General features: G+C 31.7%; 16 protein-coding genes. 7 read left to right on the top strand and 9 right to left on the bottom strand.

Annotation, left to right across the window (positions count from 1 at the left end; translation table 11 throughout):
- Nucleotides 1–273 precede the first annotated feature (273 nt).
- The 4 genes from OIU83_RS01010 (at nucleotide 274) to OIU83_RS00995 (ending at nucleotide 4464) form a co-directional block, all read left to right on the top strand.
- On the top strand, nucleotides 274–1653 hold the full coding sequence (locus OIU83_RS01010; RefSeq protein ID WP_264204419.1) for a hypothetical protein: 1380 nt from the start codon (nucleotides 274–276) through the stop codon (nucleotides 1651–1653).
- A gap of 116 nt (nucleotides 1654–1769) precedes the next feature.
- Nucleotides 1770–2231 carry a GNAT family N-acetyltransferase gene (locus tag OIU83_RS01005; RefSeq protein WP_264204418.1) on the top strand — a complete coding sequence of 154 codons (462 nt, stop codon included), beginning with the start codon at nucleotides 1770–1772 and terminating at the stop codon, nucleotides 2229–2231.
- A 145-nt stretch (nucleotides 2232–2376) separates the two neighbouring features.
- Complete coding sequence (locus tag OIU83_RS01000; RefSeq protein WP_264204417.1) at nucleotides 2377–3912, top strand: YifB family Mg chelatase-like AAA ATPase; 1536 nt, start codon at nucleotides 2377–2379, stop codon at nucleotides 3910–3912.
- Nucleotides 3913–3960: 48 nt separating this feature from the next.
- Nucleotides 3961–4464, top strand: coding sequence for a hypothetical protein (locus tag OIU83_RS00995; RefSeq protein WP_264204416.1), 504 nt, complete (start codon nucleotides 3961–3963; stop codon nucleotides 4462–4464).
- Nucleotides 4465–4529: 65 nt separating this feature from the next.
- Here the strand turns inward: OIU83_RS00995 and OIU83_RS00990 are convergent, their stop codons facing one another.
- The 3 genes from OIU83_RS00990 to OIU83_RS00980 all read right to left on the bottom strand — a co-directional run bounded on the left by OIU83_RS00990 (nucleotide 4530) and on the right by OIU83_RS00980 (nucleotide 9336).
- On the bottom strand, nucleotides 4530–5762 hold the full coding sequence (locus tag OIU83_RS00990) for an RsmB/NOP family class I SAM-dependent RNA methyltransferase (protein ID WP_264204415.1): 1233 nt from the start codon (nucleotides 5760–5762) through the stop codon (nucleotides 4530–4532).
- A 141-nt stretch (nucleotides 5763–5903) separates the two neighbouring features.
- Nucleotides 5904–7862, bottom strand: coding sequence for a KUP/HAK/KT family potassium transporter (locus OIU83_RS00985; protein ID WP_264204414.1), 1959 nt, complete (start codon nucleotides 7860–7862; stop codon nucleotides 5904–5906).
- 139 nt (nucleotides 7863–8001) lie between these two features.
- The gene (locus OIU83_RS00980; protein ID WP_264204413.1) at nucleotides 8002–9336 is read right to left on the bottom strand and encodes a hypothetical protein; all 1335 of its coding nucleotides are present in this window, start codon (nucleotides 9334–9336) and stop codon (nucleotides 8002–8004) included.
- A 116-nt stretch (nucleotides 9337–9452) separates the two neighbouring features.
- Here OIU83_RS00980 and OIU83_RS00975 point away from each other — a divergent pair, with 116 nt between their 5' ends.
- Nucleotides 9453–10508 carry a beta propeller repeat protein gene (locus OIU83_RS00975; RefSeq protein WP_264204412.1) on the top strand — a complete coding sequence of 352 codons (1056 nt, stop codon included), beginning with the start codon at nucleotides 9453–9455 and terminating at the stop codon, nucleotides 10506–10508.
- A 64-nt stretch (nucleotides 10509–10572) separates the two neighbouring features.
- On the opposite strand, the gene OIU83_RS00970 is transcribed toward OIU83_RS00975, so the two are convergent.
- The 4 genes from OIU83_RS00970 to OIU83_RS00955 all read right to left on the bottom strand — a co-directional run bounded on the left by OIU83_RS00970 (nucleotide 10573) and on the right by OIU83_RS00955 (nucleotide 13232).
- Nucleotides 10573–11031: a sensor of ECF-type sigma factor gene (locus OIU83_RS00970; protein WP_264204411.1), complete on the bottom strand. Its 459-nt coding sequence runs from the start codon at nucleotides 11029–11031 to the stop codon at nucleotides 10573–10575.
- Nucleotides 11032–11059: 28 nt separating this feature from the next.
- Nucleotides 11060–11473 (bottom strand): hypothetical protein, encoded by a 414-nt coding sequence (locus tag OIU83_RS00965; RefSeq protein WP_264204410.1) that lies wholly within the window; start codon nucleotides 11471–11473, stop codon nucleotides 11060–11062.
- Between the two features lie 33 nt (nucleotides 11474–11506).
- Entirely contained in the window at nucleotides 11507–12049 is a 543-nt protein-coding gene (locus OIU83_RS00960; protein ID WP_264204409.1) for an RNA polymerase sigma factor, read from the bottom strand.
- Between the two features lie 64 nt (nucleotides 12050–12113).
- Nucleotides 12114–13232, bottom strand: a complete 1119-nt coding sequence (locus OIU83_RS00955; RefSeq protein WP_264204408.1) for an SRPBCC family protein — start codon at nucleotides 13230–13232, stop codon at nucleotides 12114–12116.
- Between the two features lie 306 nt (nucleotides 13233–13538).
- On the opposite strand from OIU83_RS00955, the gene OIU83_RS00950 reads away from it, so the two are divergent.
- Nucleotides 13539–15545: a dipeptidyl-peptidase 3 family protein gene (locus OIU83_RS00950; protein ID WP_404827632.1), complete on the top strand. Its 2007-nt coding sequence runs from the start codon at nucleotides 13539–13541 to the stop codon at nucleotides 15543–15545.
- A gap of 63 nt (nucleotides 15546–15608) precedes the next feature.
- On the opposite strand, the gene OIU83_RS00945 is transcribed toward OIU83_RS00950, so the two are convergent.
- Nucleotides 15609–15797 (bottom strand): hypothetical protein, encoded by a 189-nt coding sequence (locus OIU83_RS00945; RefSeq protein WP_264204406.1) that lies wholly within the window; start codon nucleotides 15795–15797, stop codon nucleotides 15609–15611.
- Nucleotides 15798–15877: 80 nt separating this feature from the next.
- Here OIU83_RS00945 and OIU83_RS00940 point away from each other — a divergent pair, with 80 nt between their 5' ends.
- Nucleotides 15878–16261 (top strand): nucleoside triphosphate pyrophosphohydrolase family protein, encoded by a 384-nt coding sequence (locus OIU83_RS00940; RefSeq protein ID WP_264204405.1) that lies wholly within the window; start codon nucleotides 15878–15880, stop codon nucleotides 16259–16261.
- 146 nt (nucleotides 16262–16407) lie between these two features.
- Here the strand turns inward: OIU83_RS00940 and OIU83_RS00935 are convergent, their stop codons facing one another.
- A complete protein-coding gene (locus tag OIU83_RS00935) occupies nucleotides 16408–17547 on the bottom strand; it encodes a lactonase family protein (protein WP_319005338.1) in 1140 nt (379 codons plus the stop codon).

Here is a 17547-nt window from a genome sequence, read left to right as displayed (position 1 = left end):
ACACACTAAAGTAATTAATGTTACAATATAATTTCGGTTTTTAATTTCATGTGTATATGTTTGATTTTTAGAATATCAGAACAGAATTATTATTGAAAGATCGATATTATATTTTTTTTGCTGATAAGTTACAAGGGATAATTAAAATAATAATAATATTTTAGCCAATAATGTAGGTTTAAATGTGGTTGTGTAAGGTTATACTACTCGATTTTCGATCTTTTTATCCTGATTATTATTAGCGTCTAAAAAAAATAAATACAAACAAAAATTATGAAACAAAAATTACTCTTAGTACTCTTATTATCTGTTCATTTGGTCTTTTCTCAGGAAATAAAAGTAAAAAAAGGTGAGATTCTTCTTGATGCAAAAGTAATAGCTAAAATGGAGGGTAAATTAGGGAATTATAAAATTACAAACTTGGATGGGACAACTTCAATTAGTGCAAAATTAAAAAAATGTACAGAGAATGGATTTGCTTTCATTGAAGTTTTAAATGATAAAAACACCAATTATTTAGATTTCGAAAAATTCTCTCCTTTTAATGTAGATAGAAGTATTGTGCAATCTTTAATGTCTAAAAAAATTATTACAGATCAAGGTATTGATATCAATAAATTGGAAGAGTTTTTTGGAGTGCCTTCAAATTTATTAGAAAAATATGGTTGTTTACAAGCTGAAGCTGGAAATAAAATTGCTACAACTTTAAACATAAAAATAAATAATGCAGGAGAAATTACTAAAGGTGGTGATTCTGAATTAATAGGGAACATCGCAAGGAAAATTTATACGTCACAAGGAGATTTTTTAAACTATCAGTATGAAGTTTTTGATTTAGATAAAAAGACAGTTGGAAAAATAGAAACAGTAATAATGGGCTTCGGTGGTGTAAAAGAATTATCAACTTTTGATAAAAAAATAGTAAAAGTTGATATAGAAAAAATAGCCTCAAATATTGCGATTGATAAAGACCCTAATGCTATGAAAATAGTTATTAACTTATTATCTAATGGATATGAATTAGGGCATCAGGTTAATGCGGTAAATGAAGCTAATAAGGAAGTTATTAGAGAGAAATACAAAGAGGCTTTAAAAAACTCAATTAATTTAACAGATGTAAATGGATATGTTATTGATGCTGACGGAAAACATGTAAGCGGTCAGATTAGTTCATCATTTGAAGAAATTAAAAATCCATTGGTTAATAATGATAATTCGAATTATGCTTACGGAAAAGAAGTTAGCGTGAAATATTTTGATGAAAATAAAAAACTGGAGTGGAAAAAATATTTTTCAAAAAACAATATTCGTTTTGCAGTTAATAAAACTGGGGTCGAAGAGTCTTATTTAGGATTATATGCAAAAGGAGAGACTACTTCGATATTAGATTATTCTATGTTTTATAAAGTTTTGTATGAAAAGGATGGATACCTAATATTAAAAGATCCAAAAACGGAAAATAAATATGTTATTAAGTTTCCTAATCAAGAGAAAGGTCTTTATGTAACGGATTATAAAAAAGCCGATAAATTAAAAAAGAACTTTACAGAATATGTTGACTGTCCAAGTATTGTTTTTGAAAATTATGAATTAAATTCAATTGATGGTTTAAAGAAATTGATAGGTGATGTAGAAGTAAATTGTAAGAAATAATTATTTGCTTATTCATGGATAAATCTGCTTCGTTGTACTTACTTTGATGTTTTATTTGTCAAAAGATTTTGATACATTGCTTAATAGTTTCCACAAATAGTTAAGAATTTATAATAATGAACAATATAATTATACGCAGTGCTAGCCCTGATGATATGGGAAAGCTTCTTTTTTTTGAACAAGAATTAATTAATGCCGAAAGACCATTTGATCCAACATTAAACGAGTCTGATGTTAAATATTATGATATTGATAAAATGATAGCTTCACCAGATATTGAGCTGCTCGTAGCAGAATTAGATGGTGAGATTATTGGTTTGGGTTATGCAAGGATAGAGAATTCAAAACCTTTTGTTAAACATGTACAATATGGTTATTTAGGATTTATGTATGTTGATCCTAAATACCGTGGCTTGGGTGTGATTCATAAAATAATTGAAAGACTTATTGTATGGACTACTTCCAGAGAAATTACCGAACTTCGCTTGGATGTATATCAGGCAAATGAATCGGCAATTAAGGCATATCAAAAACTAGGTTTTACAAGTCATTATATACAGATGCGTAAGGAAATATAATTATCAAGCAGGATTTGTGAATTACTTTCATGGTTTGTCGAAAGTACCGAATTTTATAAAAGCACTTATTTGTAATTTAAATATTACAAACAAGTGCTTTTTCAATTTATATTTAAATACTTTTACTTTCATAAATAAAAGGGATATGTTAGTTAAAGTATACGGAAGTGCGGTTTTTGGTGTAGAAGCCACAACGATTACTGTTGAGGTGAATATGGATAATGGAATCGGATATCATTTAGTAGGTTTACCGGATAGTGCAATCAAAGAAAGCTGTTTTAGGATTGCGGCAGCACTAAAAAATAACGGTTATAAGATGCCCGGTAAAAAGATAACTATAAACATGGCGCCAGCCGATTTGCGTAAGGAAGGTTCTGCTTATGATCTTACTTTGGCAATCGGAATATTAGTTGCTTCAGATCAGATAAAAGCGTTGGAGCTGGATAAGTATGTTATTATGGGGGAACTTTCGCTTGACGGAAGTTTGCAACCCATCCGTGGTTCTTTGCCTATAGCCATAAAAGCAAAAGAAGAAGGTTATAAAGGTTTTTTTCTGCCAAAGCAAAATGTAAAAGAAGCTGCAATTGTAGCGGGTTTGGATGTATATGGAGTTGATAATGTGCAGGAAGTAATAGATTTTCTGGAAGGGAAAGGAAATTTAGAACCAACAACAATCGATACCAGAGCAGAGTTTTATAAAACGCTCGATTTTCCCGAATTTGATTTCTCGGATGTAAGAGGGCAGGAGAGTATTAAACGTTGTATGGAAATTGCAGCAGCTGGCGGACATAATATAATTCTTGTAGGTCCTCCGGGAGCTGGGAAAACAATGCTTGCCAAGCGCTTACCAAGTATCTTGCCGCCAATGACTCTACGGGAAGCGCTGGAAACAACCAAAATTCATAGTGTTGCTGGAAAATTAAAAGAAGTAGGATTAATGAATCAAAGACCTTTTCGTAGTCCGCATCACACAATTTCAAATGTGGCATTGGTAGGAGGGGGCAGTTATCCGCAACCTGGAGAAATTTCGATGGCACATAATGGTGTTTTATTTCTCGATGAGTTACCGGAATTTAAAAGGGATGTTCTCGAAGTAATGCGGCAACCTCTGGAAGATAGAGAAGTGACTATTTCGAGAGCAAAGTTTACCGTAACATATCCGTCTTCTTTTATGCTTGTGGCGAGTATGAACCCAAGTCCGAGTGGATTTTTTAACGATCCCGACGCACCTCAAAAATCTTCTCCACACGAGATGCAACGCTATTTAAGTAAAATTTCTGGTCCTTTACTCGATAGAATAGATATTCATATAGAAGTTACACCAGTTCCTTTTGAAAAACTATCAGACGATAATAAGGCCGAAAGTAGTGTAGATATTCGAGAACGTGTTACTGCTGGGCGGGAAATCCAGTCGAAACGATTTGAAGAATTTGAGAATATAAATTACAATGCACAAATGAATACAAAACAAATTAGGGAGTTCTGTGTTCTAGATGATCAATCTAAGTTATTATTGAAAACTGCAATGGAACGCCTTAATCTTTCGGCTAGAGCCTACGATAGGATTTTGAAAGTAGCCAGAACTATAGCCGATCTTGATGCTGCTCCCAATATTATTTCTTCTCATATTGCCGAAGCGATTCAATATCGTAGTTTAGATCGCGACGGCTGGTTGGGGTAAGGGAAATAACAGTATATTTAAACAACCAATTCTCGACTTATTATAATTATGAAAGTACTATTTATACTGTTCTCACTATTTATGTTTACAGGGTTACATTCACAAACGAATGAAGCTGCTTATTTTTTGGATGGAAATTTTGTACATAAAAATACCATTGCAAATTTTGATGTAAACGAAATTAAAAATATTAATGTGATAAAAGATACAATCAGGATTGAAGCAGTTAATTATGCAGGCAGAATAATGATTACTTCGAAAAATCCAAAAAATATTAATTTGATGTCTCTAAAAGATATTAAAAATAAATTTACGAAAAGTAAAAGCAAAAAGGTTCTGTTTGTATTAAATGGTGTACTTATCCTTAATGATGTAGGAACTTATAAAATTGACGAAAAATATATATTTAAAACAGATGTAGTTAGTTCTGATACAATTGAAAATTTGCAAGGGATAGATTTGGATATTGTTAGTATTCTAACAAAGATTAAGGAGAATACCGAACCTAAAATACTTATTAGAGGAAATGATATTTCAAATTCTCTAAAATAGAATAAAAAAAAGGTTTAACATTGATTTTTCAATGTTAAACCTTCTTTAATATAAAATGATTCGTTTTATGAAGCTACAACTGGAGCCTCTTTACGCTCTAATAAAGCCATATAAAAACCATCAAATCCAGACTCTGAAGCCAATATTTTTTGGTCTTTTACAAAAGTAAATTGTTTTCCGATTTCTGTTTTTAAGAATTTCTCTACTTGTTCTTGATTTTCAGATGGTAATATAGAACACGTAGCATAAACTAGTTTTCCTCCTGGTTTTACAATCTTAGAATAATTCTCTAAAACCTCTGCTTGAACTTTACGAATGTTATCGATAAATTCAGGCTTTAATTTCCATTTAGCATCAGGGTTTCTTTTTAAAACACCTAAACCACTACAAGGAGCATCGATTAAAACTCTATCGGCTTTTTCGTGTAATTTCTTAATTACCTTAGTAGTGTCGATAATACGGTATTCAATATTAAAAGCACCATTACGCTTTGCTCTTAATTTTAATTGCTTCAATTTACTTTCGTATAAATCCATTGCAATTAATTGTCCTTTATTTTCCATCAAAGAAGCAATATGCAATGTTTTTCCTCCAGCACCAGCACAAGTATCTACTACACGCATTCCTGGTTTTACATCAAGAAATGCAGCTACAAGTTGCGAGTTTGCATCCTGAACCTCAAAGAAACCTTGTTTAAAAGCGTCTGTTAAGAATACATTTGCTCTTTCTTTTAGAACCAAAGCATCTGGTTGATTTTTTAAATATTCTGTTTCAATATTTAAATCCATCAAGATTGCTCTCAATTGTTCTTTGGTAGTTTTTAGCGTATTTACTCTAAGTATAACTTTGGCAGGTTGGTTTTGAGCAGCAATTTCTGTAGCCCAAAGTTTCTCGCCTAATTCTTTAACTCCTAATTCATCCATCCAGTCTGGAATAGATTCTTTAATAGCTCTAATTTTAGAAAGCTCGTCAAAACGACCTTTTATTTTTCTTTCAGGAACTCCTTCAAGCTGGCGCCAGTCTGGGATTGGGTAACCTCTTAATACTGCCCATACCGAGAACATTCTCCAAAGGTTATCTCTGTCAAAAGGTTCCTTAACTTCGGCAATTTCACCGTATAATCTTTTCCAACGAACTATTTCGTATATCGTTTCTGCGACAAATTTCCTGTCAGAACTTCCCCAACGCTTGTCTTTTTTTAATGCTCTTGCAACCACTTTATCTGCATATTCACCTTCATTGAATATTGCATTTAAAGAATCGATGGTCGTATAAACTAAATTTCTGTGTAATCTCATTTTAAATAATTGAGCTGCAAAGGTACTATTAATTGATTGAAAGTTAAATTTTTAATTTTGATTGTTCTTTTTATATTTTTCAACCAAAAAAAAACACTCCTTTAGAGATTAAAAGAGTGTTTTTTGGAATAGTTTTGGAGTTTAATGAACTCTCGTTAAACCTATGTTTTCCGGAGCATGAAGCACCATTGGGAATTTTTCTATTTTCACAGAACTGCTGTCTAGACCAAAAGCACGTTCTTCGGAAAGACTTAGTTTTTTGATAAAGAAATAAGAGTTCATAATAATATTTTCATGCCATCTTAAATCATTATCATTAGAAAGGAATTTCTCAGACAATACGAATTTGAAATCTCCAATAATATTATTTTTATTCAATGACTCATATCTACTGGTAATATCAACTTCTCCTTTTTTTACCATGTCACGAATAACTTCTCTAAACATTAAGTTGATTTTGGTAGGCTCTCTAAATCCTAAATTAAAATCGACTCTATAGATGTCGTCTTTAGCAATTTCGGTTACTTTATATTGAGTTTTATAAGGTTCAGTTAAAATATTGACGTGTACAAACCAATATATATCGGCTCTTTTTGGACGCTTTTGCAAAATAGAATAAATAACTTTCTCCTCAAGTTCATCTACACGACTAGCATTAGTCATATAAACTAAATGTGTTGCATATTTTGGAATAGATAAATCCTCGCTCAATTCCATCAACACCTTTTTATAATCTTCAATTTTGATAACTTTAGTGTAGTTTTTATTAATTTTCTTAGCAAGGAACCAAATCGTCATAATCGAAATAAGAACTGCAGCTATAATTAATGTTACATAACCACCTTCGGCAAACTTAGTCACATTGGCAATTAAGAAACTAATTTCGATTGCTAAGTATATTGTAATTAATGGAACCATGAAGTATAATTTTACTCGTTTCATGATTAAGTAAAAATTAAGCAAAATAGTGGTCATAATCATACATAAAATGATTGCTAGTCCATAAGCATGTTCCATTTTTCCTGATTCCTCAAAGTGCAATACGATTCCAACACAACCAATAAATAATAACCAGTTTATAGATGGGATGTATAATTGACCTTTTAATTCGGTTGGGTATTTTATTTTTACTTTTGGCCAGAAATTCAGTCTCATGGCTTCATTTATTAATGTAAATGAGCCACTAATAAGTGCTTGAGAAGCAATTACTGCCGCAAGAGTTGCTATGACAATTCCGATAGGTTGGAACCAATCGGCCATGATTAAATAAAATGGATTTCCATTACCGCCTAAACCTTGTAAAGTTTGACCTTCATGGTGAATAAGAAATGCAGCCTGACCGAAATAGTTTAGAACCAATGCCGATTTAACAAATATCCAGCTTATACGAATGTTTTTTCTTCCGCAGTGTCCCATGTCCGAATATAAAGCCTCGGCACCAGTGGTACATAAGAAAACAAACCCCAATACAAAGAAACCATCGGGATGTATAGATAGTAAATGATACGCGTAATAAGGATTTATCGCTTTAAAAACTTCGGGATGATGTACAATTTGTATAACTCCCAAAACACCTAGCATCGTAAACCAGATTAGCATCATTGGAGCAAAAAATTTACCCACTAATTTTGTTCCAAATTGTTGAATTGTAAATAAGACAAATAAGATTGCTATAACAATTGGAACAGTATTTATTTCTGGATAATAGGTTTTAATACCTTCTACTGCCGAAGAAACTGAGATTGGTGGTGTAATAATACCATCGGCAAGTAAAGCACTTCCCCCAATTATTGCAGGAACAATTAACCATTTTATTTTAGTTTTTTTGACTAATGCATATAATGCAAAAATCCCACCTTCTCCATGATTGTCTGCACTTAGAGTGATAAGTACATATTTTATAGTTGTTTGAAGTGTAAGTGTCCAGAAGACACATGAAATTCCGCCTAAAACTATATCTGCATCAATTATATGTTTACCAAGGATGGCTTTCATTACATATAAAGGAGAGGTACCTATATCACCGTAAATAATTCCTAATGTGATTAATAAACCTCCTAAAGTTAACTTACTATGTAAGTTCTTGTGTGATGCGCTCATTTAATTTTTAATTTTATAAAAGTCGCGTCAAATTTACTGTTTTAAAACAAATTAACATCAAATTATAAATAATTAAAGATAAAAAAAACACGATCGTTAAATCGTGTTTTTCTTTTTAATTTTAATATGGATATTAAAATTAAATTCTACGGTTGTTACTTCTAGAAGTAGAACTATTCTCTCTCGGGCTTGAATCGCCTCTAGAAGCAGAACCGGATCTTTGATTATCAGAATTTTGTGGAGATGAAGTTCTTGCAGAACTTGATCTGTTTTCAGTATTTACTCTTGGAGATTCTGTTCTTTGTGTAGCATAATCTCTTGAATTATTTCCTCTATTTTGACTATAGTCTCTAGTAGATTCTGTTCTTTGTGCAGGTGTTACTACAGGGGAACTTGATCTATTTTGACCATAATCTCTGGAAACATCAGCTCTTTGAGTTGTATTTCCTCTATTTTGACCGTAATCTCTTGAGGTTTCTGTTCTTTGTGCAGGTGTTCCTGTTGAGGTTGATCTGTTTTGAGAATAATCACGACTTGGTCTTACAGTAGTATTATCTGTTGATGGACTTGTTCTGTTTTGAGAATAATCACGACTTGGTCTTACAGTAGTATTATCTGTCGAAGAACTCGTTCTGTTTTGAGTATAATCTCTATTTGTATTTACAGTTCTATCAGTAGATCTGTTTGTTGAGTAATCATTGTTCCCTCTTCTGTTTATGTCTCTACTGGCTACACGTCTTTGATCTAATTCGTATCTATTATTAACACTACTATTACGTTGTGCAAAACCATTATTAGGATTTCGTCTTTCATATCCGTAAGTACGGTTAGAATTGTATATCACAACAGCAGTATTACTTCTTCTGGAATTTACATAATTGTAACGGTTGTTGCTTAAATTGATACACACATTAACATTGTTTCTGTATCTGTAAACAGGGTAAGGTCTCCATGCTGTATAATAAGTTGGGTAATAATTCCATGTCCAGCTTGAATAGTAAGGACGATAGTTTGTAACCCAGAATGAAGTATAAATTACCGGTGTAACAGTGTAAACAGGTTCGTATATATAATTTTGACCGTAAATAAAATCATTTCCTACAACTTGAATGTGTACTTTGTTAAAAGAATCTCTTTCAAGATCAATTGTTGCAACATCTTGGTAAACATCACGGTCAAGTACAGCTTGTATGATGATTACGTGAGTTCTGTTTTCTACACTTTCGATTACACGCAAATAATCTACTTGATTATCATTATTTAAATCCAAATTAGAAATTTGATATTTTGGTTCATTCAATCTTCTTTCAAAATCCTGAAGATTTGCAGATTCCCCAAAAATAGAAGCTACAGCTCTTAAATCTAAATTATCACTAATGTCAGAATTTTTAGCATATACAGTAGCTCCAGCTTGAGCTTGCATTGTTGCAAACCCTAAAGTAAGTAGACCTATTAAAAGTATTTTCGTTTTCATGTTGTAACGTATTAATATTGTTGTTTTGAATTATCCAATTACTGTGCCACAAAAAATATACAGGGCTTTGATTTTATGTAAATAATTGTATTTTAGCATAAAAATTTTAAAATATTATGAAAAAATTAGTACTCTTTTTTTGTTTTTTTAGTTTTGTTATGCGTTGTCAGACAGTGGATTATAAAGCATCTGGCAAAGGTTTTCAGTCAATAGTAATTGATACGTTGTTTCAGGATAAAATAAGTATTAGAGCGATAGTAATTGATAAAAACAAAGTGTGGTTTGGAGCTGATAATTCACGATTTGGATATTATGATTTAAAGGATAAAGTGAAATATGTTGAGCATATTTATAAGGATACATTAAAATTGGAGTTTAGAAGTATTGCCCAAACATCAAAAAATATTTTTTTGATGAGTGTAGGGAATCCAGCTTTGCTTTATCAGGTTTCGAAAAAAACTCAAAAAACAAAATTAGTCTATAAAGAGGTTAATGTAAAAGTGTTTTATGATAGCATGCAATTTTGGAATGATAATGAAGGAATTGCTATTGGAGATCCTACCGAAGATAGTTTTTCGGTATTGATAACAAGAGATGGAGGGAATACTTGGGTTAAAATATTATCAGATCAATTGCCTACAATGGCCAAAGGAGAAGCGGCTTTTGCAGCAAGCAATACTAATATTGTTATAAAAGGAAAAGATACCTGGTTGGTTTCTGGAGGAAAAAAGGCTAGGGTTTTTTATTCATCAGATAAAGGTAAAACCTGGAAAATTTCAGAAACGCCAATTGTACAAGGAAAAACAATGACGGGAATTTTTACAGCCGATTTTTATGACTCAAAAAACGGATTTATTGCTGGAGGGGATTATGAACTTCCTGAGAAAAATTCGAATAATAAAGCAATCACAAAAGATGGTGGTAAAACTTGGGATTTAATAGCTCAGGATTCAGGTTTTGGATATGCTTCTTGTGTACAATATATACCTAAAAGTAACGGAAAAGAATTGGTAGTAGTAGGGACTTTAGGATTGCATTACTCTGCCGATGGAGGGAATACGTGGAAACAATTATCTACAGACTCAAGTTTTTTTACAATACGTTTTATGAATTCAAATACTGCAATTGCTACAGGTCATAATAAAATGGTTATGATTCATTTTAAAAAGTGAGAACCCTAAATAATAAAGTAATTATTATAAAGGGTTCTCCGCTGTTGTTATTGTTTAGAAGGATTTAATTTTTACCTGCTTTATCACGATATTGATGTAATAGTTTACGATTGAAATCATCTTCGGATTTTCGAAGGATTATGATTTTCTTCGCAGGAAGTATTTTCTTTAAGTTTGTCATATACTTTTTGCGTAAGAGATATAATTCTTCATCGGTACTTTCCATTTGAGAAAGAAGAGTAGCAGCATCTTTTTCGGACATACTTTTGAAACTTTCATCGTTTATCTTTTTCGTATACGATTTCATTTTTTGATGTCTTAATTCAAATTGTTTGTCATCGTAAGCATTGTATATTGGCCAGAATTTTTCGGATTCAGTCGATGTTAATTCCAATTCGGTTGTTAGGAAAAAAACTTTGTATGCTTTTATTTTTTCTCTTTTCTCATCCATTTTTTCGTTTTGAGCGTAAAATGGTAATGTGATAAGGAATAGAAATATCGGAAGTACGTTTTTTATTTTCATCTGCATCATTTTTATTGTAATTGTGGTTTTATTCTAAAATAAGATGTTCAAAATTTGGGTTTGTTGCCAAAACATCTTCTATGGCATCATCTCCTAAAGCAATATTCTGATCCAAATCTTGAATGTCGTTAGCATCTAATTCGTGAATCAAATCATATTGATTCAAATTAGATTGATATGATAAATAGCTTTCCAGAGTTGCTTCGTCAAGTTCTTTTGATTTTGTGATATATTTATTTACTATCGGAACCGTTAATGCAATTACAAGTACTGCTGCAACTGCCATGAATGTTTTTCTATTTCTTGAAAATAAAGAAATTGTTTTGGGTTCATTTTGTGGCAATTTCTCCAATAAATTTGTAGAGAAATTTTCAAAGTAATGATCCGGAGTTTTAAATCCAGTTTCTATTTTAGGTTCGTTTTGTAATTTAAATGCTTTCATAATGTATGTAAGACTTTATTAGTTGTAAAAGGTTTAATTGGATGTAACATGAGCTTCTATTTTTTTTACTGCATGATGATACGATGCCTTTAATGCGCCAACAGAAGTACCCAATATTTCGGATATTTCTTCATATTTTAATTCTTGGAAATATTTCATCTTGAAAACTAATTGCTGTTTCTCTGGAAGCGTAACTATAGCTTTTTGTAATTTTAACTGAATTTCATTTCCGTCAAAATAAGCATCGGTTTGGAGATTATCAATAGTTTTATTTTGTAAAGCCTCAGAGGTTACTCCGTTTAATTTTGCTTTCTGACTTAAAAAAGTCAAAGCTTCATTGGTAGCAATGCGATATACCCAAGAAAAAAGTTTACTATCTCCTTTAAATTTGCTTAGATATCTAAAAACTTTCACAAATGTATTTTGTAAAACATCGTCCGTATCATCATGATTCAAAACAATATTTCGAATATGATTGTACAACGGTTTCTGGTAATTAGATACAAGTGTTTGAAACGCGGTATTTTGCGTTTTTGGATCCATTAACTCTTGTATAAATACCTTTTCGTCTGTCAAATTTTCTAATTTATATAAGCTTAGAATACAATAAATCGAAAAGGTTTAATCTCTCTTTCGAAATTTAAAATTCTGATTCCTCTTGTTTAACAGGAGGAGGTGTGTGAGTTGGAGTAGTAGTTTCTGTTTTAGGAGTATAAACGGCTTGTTTCTCTACAGGAACTGCTTTTGGTTTTATAGGATAATAGATTTCTGTAACCCATTTTGATGGATTTGCAATCTCTGATTTTCCTACCGTATATATTTCAAGGTGTGACCATGTAAGGTCTGGGGATATTTTTTGATTATTGATATATGCTGTCGATTTTTCAACAGCTTGTTTCGTATGAGAGTAATCCCCTTTTAAGGTAGTTTTTACAGCTTCAAATGGTTCTAATTTCCCTGTTAGGATATCGCTTCCCGAACTTGTAAATATTTCTTTTTTGATAGGAATACAAATAGATATTTTGGCTAATCCGCTTGTAGTATCATATGTGTGGTATATTACAAATGGTTTTCCGTTGGTTTCAATGCCATTAGCTTCGCAAAATGCAATTAATTGAGGAACAACAACTCTAACGTTTTTTGCGATTTTTGCAATTTCACTTGTAAAGGACTGGTTGATGTAAAATGTCTCTAATTTTTTTACAACTCCATCTACTTTTATGTCAAATGTATTAGTTTCATAAACCAGTATTTTATCCAGGTTCGCCAAACTTTTTTCATACATTGTACCAATTACTTTATCGGCTCCACCATTTAATGCCGAATATATTTTGAAAGCAAAACTCATTGTCCCCTTAGATTTCCAGGTAACTTTTGTTCCGCCAAGAGTATCTTTAAAAACCCATGAAACATCTGCCGTAGTTCCGTCAAAATCCATTTTTTGGCTAATGGTTTGAGTATCGGTTATAGCTGTAGTTTTCATGTTTCCACCACCATCATTACCTTGCCATGAGAAAGAAGAATTTAAGCCTGAAGTATTTGCCGGATATACTACTTTCATAGTAGGATCTTCTACAACCCAAGAACCAAAATCTTCCCAGTTTCTATAGTCATTCACAAAATTAAATAGCGGTACACGTTGTGTCTTGATAACCTTGCTTCTTTCTACTATAAAATCACCTTTTTGAGTGGCAACAAATACAGTTAATGAGACTAAACTTAATAATAATAAAAGGAATATATATTTTAAAATTCTCATGGTATCTTGGTTGTTATCTGGTGTAAAGTTATAAATTTTATTAATATTTTACAGGAACTAATAAAAAGTCAAAACTAGGCCTTTTTTGTTAATTTTTATGCTTTTAAGATAGTTTTATAAAAAATAATTTGCAAGAAAAAAGGTAAGAGCAAGATAAAGAATTTTACCTTTTAAATATCGGTGGAAAGTAATATTAACGATGTTTTTTATAATTTTTTTAAAGAAAACGTATATTTGTTAAATAATAATTTTTTTATAAACTAAATATCATTAATAATGAAATTACGTACAGCTGCAGGAATTTTTATGACTGTTGGTGTTTCAGTTCTTTGCAACGCTCAGGTTGCAAATACAGCTACACTAAAAACCAATAATGAAAAACCTTTCGATTTTATAGTAGAGCAATTTGCCGACATTAAAGTATTACGTTATCAAATACCAGGTTGGGAAAATTTATCTCTAAAAGAACAAGAATTAGTATATTATCTTACTCAGGCAGGAACTGCCGGTCGTGATATAATGTGGGATCAGAACTATAAAAATAATTTAAAAATCAGAAAAGCGCTTGAGCAGATTTATGTAAATTATAAAGGAGATAAAAAGAGTGCAGACTGGAATAACTTCGAGATTTATCTTAAACGTGTTTGGTTTTCTAATGGTATTCATCATCATTATTCGAATGATAAAATTAAACCTGATTTCTCAAAAGAATATTTTGATGGTTTATTAAAAGCTACCAAAACAAAACTAGCTCCGGATGTTGTTGCTATCTTATTTAATAATGAAGATAGTAAAAAAGTAAATCTTGATGAATCGAAAGGATTGCTGGCAGGATCGGCAGTTAATTTTTATGCTAAAGGAATTACAATACAAGAAGCAGAAGATTTTTATAAAAAACAAACAAGCCCAGATCCTAAGAAACCTATTTCTTATGGATTAAATTCTAAATTGGTTAAAAACGCCAAAGGACAACTGGAAGAGAAAGTTTGGAAAAGTGGTGGGATGTACGGAGCTGCAATTGATAAAATTATCTTTTGGTTAGAAAAAGCCAAATCTGTTGCCGAGAATAAAAAACAAGCTGATGCCTTGGGGTTATTAATTGATTTTTACAAAACTGGAAACTTAAAAACGTGGGATGATTATAATATTGCCTGGTTACATGCAACAGAAGGGAATATTGATTATATCAATGGTTTTATCGAAGTATATAATGATCCATTAGGATATAGAGGTTCTTATGAAGGTGTGGTGCAAATTAAAGATTTTGATATGTCGGCCAAAATGGAAGTAGTATCTAAAAATGCACAATGGTTTGAAGATAATTCTCCGTTAATGCCAGAACACAAAAAGAAAAATGTTGTTGGTGTTTCATACAAAACTGTTATTGTAGCAGGAGAGTCTGGAGATGCTTCTCCAAGTACACCAATTGGAGTGAATCTTCCTAATGCCGATTGGATTCGTGCAGAACATGGTTCTAAATCGGTTTCATTAGGTAATATTATCGATGCTTATTCTAAATCTGCAGGAACTGGGAAATTACAAGAATTTGCCAATGATGAAGAAGAAATTGCTTTAGCAAAAAAATATGGTGAACTGGGAGATAAATTGCATACAGCTTTACATGAAGTTATAGGTCATGCTTCAGGACAAATAAATGAAGGTGTTGGTACTCCAAAAGAAACTTTAAAAAGTTATGCTTCAACTCTAGAAGAAGGTAGGGCTGACTTAGTTGGTTTATACTATTTATACAATCCTAAATTACAAGAAATTGGATTGGTTGATGACTGGAAAAAAGTAGGAATGGAATCATACGATAGTTATATCCGTAACGGATTAATGACGCAATTGGTTCGTTTAGACTTAGGTGCTAATATCGAAGAAGCACACATGAGAAACCGTCAGTGGGTAAGTGCTTGGGTTTACGAAAAAGGTAAAAAAGATAATGTAATCGAGAAAATTACACGTAACGGTAAAACGTATTTTAATATTACTGATTATGATAAATTACATGATTTATTCGGACAGTTATTACGTGAAGTACAACGTATAAAATCTGAAGGAGATTACAATGCAGGAAAAGCTTTGGTAGAAAATTATGGTGTAAAAGTAGATCAGAAATTACATGCTGAAGTTCTAGAGCGTAACAAACAATTTCCATCTGCGCCTTACAGCGGATTTGTAAATCCTGTTTTGGAACCTAAACTAGATACAAAAGGTAAAATTATTTCGATTGAAGTAAAACAACCAAAAACCTTTGCAGAACAAATGCTAGATTATTCTAAAAACTTTGGTTTCTTGCCTTTAGAGAACTAACAAGTATTTATTGTAGATAATAAAAATGCCCGCTGGTTTAGCGGGCATTTTTTATGAATTAAATTATCGTTTGAAGAATATTTTTATTAGAAATAAAAGGATAATAAAAGCTATGAAAACTAGTAAAACCTTATAATTTCCTTTGTAGAATACTTTGTGCAGTTTTACATCTTTTCTGTAGGCAAATATCATTGCGATAACGAAAGCAATAAAAAAACACAATGCAAATATTAATTGTCCCTGACTAAACATAGTTTTAATTTTTTTGGCAAATTTAGGCAATAGTTTAAGAATAGTTGCTAATTTGGCATTTCATTTAATCAAATATAATTATGCAAAAACAAATTGATGCAGTGAAGGAATTTCATACTGCTTTTAAAATTGGACATAGCGAATCGCCAATTGCCGATTTGGGAGAAACAAAAAATATACTTCGTTACAATTTGATGAAAGAAGAAAACGAAGAATATCTTGAGGCGGTACAAAATAATGATTTAGTAGAGATTGCCGATGCGCTAGGAGATATGATGTATATTTTATGTGGAACAATTATCGAGCACGGTCTACAGGATAAAATTGAAGCTGTTTTTGATGAAATTCAGCAAAGTAATATGAGTAAATTGGGCGAAGATGGACAACCAATTTATCGTGAAGATGGAAAAGTAATGAAAGGTCCAAATTATTTTAAACCCGATTTCTCTAAGATTTTAAAATAATAATTACGACTTAGTTATAAAGAAGGATAACACGGATTTCACTAATTTACACCAATTAAAAGAGCCTTATTCGAACAGCTCAAATTAGTGCTAATTAGTGAAATTTGCGTTTTGTATTTTAGTTTTTTTTAAAAACTATTATCCTTTTAATATCGTTTGATTTGTACGCAGGAAACATTTCTGATTTTAATTTTTTTACCTACTTTTTCCAACAATCCAGTTTCTTTATCTCTTTTAAATACAATTACATTTCCGTTACCCGTATTTGTAGCGATTAAAAAACTTCCTGATGGATTTAAAGCAAATACTCTGGGATGTTCTCCTAGAGTCGATTGATAACCTATTGTTTTTAATGTTCCATCTTCGGCAATAGAGAAAATAGCAATATTGTTTTCTTGTCCTCTATTCGATGCATAAAGGAATTTTCCGTCGGGCGAAATGTGAATGTCCGAACTTTCGAATCCACTTTTTAATGATTCAGGATGCGTATTTATTCTCTGGAGAGGATCTAGATTTCCGTTTTCATATTTGTACACGCTTATCGTTCCCGAGAGTTCTTCAATACAATACCCAAATTTTCCGTTTGGATGAAAAGTAAAATGTCTTGGGCCACTTTCTAGAGGTGCTTTCGCAAAAGGATTTTCGGCAGTTTGTAAAGGCTGACTTTGATTAGCGTCAAATTGATAACATCGTATTTTATCTGCGCCTAAATCTGGAAAAAAGATATAGTCATAATTAGGAGAGAATACTGTAGAATGAATATGAGAGCGGTCTTGTCTTTTTGGATCTACACTTCCTTCTGTATATTGAAAGTTTTGTGCAATTGGTTCTATTTTTCCATCTTCGGCAATTGGATAAACCGAAACGCTTCCTTCGGTATAATTACCATTAATAAGCCATTTTCCGTTTTTATGAACCGTTAGATAAACTGGATTTTCGCTTCCGCTTCTCTGGCTGTTCATAAAAGTCAGCGTTTTCTTTTCAGGGTTAAATTCAAAACTACTTACTCTTCCTGCATTTGGAGTTTTGCTTTCGTTGCAGGCATACACATATTTTCCGTTAGGCGATAAGGTTAGAAAAGAAGGATTAGTAATATTTTTTACTGTAGTAATTTTTTTTAACCTTCCGTTTATAGTGTCTAGTTGGTATACATAAATTCCGTTGGTAGTTTTATCCCAATTATACGAACCAAAAAAAGCATAATTATCCTGAGAATAAAGATTGATGCAAGCGAGAATTGTAGTTAAAAGAAGGATTATTTTCTTTTTAATATTATTGGTAATCAT

The sequence above is a fragment of the Flavobacterium shii genome (assembly GCF_025847235.1).
Classification (GTDB): domain Bacteria; phylum Bacteroidota; class Bacteroidia; order Flavobacteriales; family Flavobacteriaceae; genus Flavobacterium; species Flavobacterium shii.
The sequence above is the reverse complement of the archived record's forward strand: the minus strand, read 5'-3'. Positions and strand labels throughout refer to the sequence as shown.